This window comes from Streptomyces sp. AC627_RSS907 (genome assembly GCF_019049165.1).
In genome coordinates this window covers 1-684 of sequence record NZ_JAGMUE010000938.1, presented here as the reverse complement: position 1 = coordinate 684, position 684 = coordinate 1, and the positions used below count along the sequence as shown (strand labels likewise).

Here is a 684-nt window from a genome sequence, read left to right as displayed (position 1 = left end):
CGGAGCCACCGTCCTCCTGGAGGTCGGCGCCGACGGGACGCTGACCGGCATGGCCCAGGAGTGCCTGGCCGACGCCTCCGACGCGACGACGGTGCCGCTGCTGCGCAAGGACAAGGCCGAGCCGCGCACCGCCCTCGAGGCGCTGGCCCGCGCGCACGCCAGCGGCGTCGCCGTGGACTGGTCGGCGCTCTTCCCGGCCGCCGGCACCGTGGACTTGCCCACGTACGCCTTCCAGCGCGAGCACTACTGGCTGCGCCCCTCCGCCAGCCGGGGCGACGCCACCGCCATCGGGCTCGCCTCGCCCGAGCACCCGCTGCTCGGCGCGGCCGTCCCGCTCGCCGACGGCGGCGGCGTGCTGCTCACCGGCCGCCTCTCCACGCACACCCACCCCTGGCTCGCGGACCACTGCGTGGCCGGCGCGGTGCTGCTGCCCGGCACGGCCTTCGTGGAGCTGGCCATCCGCGCCGGCGACGAGGTCGGCTGCGGTCGCGTCGAGGAACTGACCCTCCAGGCGCCCCTGTTGCTGCCCGCGCGGGGCGGCGTGCAGCTCCAGGTCACCGTTGGCGAGCCCACCGAGTCCGGCGCCCGCCCCGTGCGCATCCACTCCCGCCCCGACGGCGCCGATGGTGCCGGCAGTGCTGACAGTGAGTGGTCCTGCCACGCGGTCGGCGAGCTGTCCCCGGC

At 77.0% G+C, this 684-nt stretch carries 1 protein-coding gene; it reads left to right on the top strand.

Features of this window, described 5'->3' with window-relative positions; all coding sequences use genetic code 11:
- Positions 1-684 (top strand): polyketide synthase dehydratase domain-containing protein (locus KUM32_RS39555; RefSeq protein WP_217146570.1); only part of this gene is annotated, 684 nt, incomplete at both ends.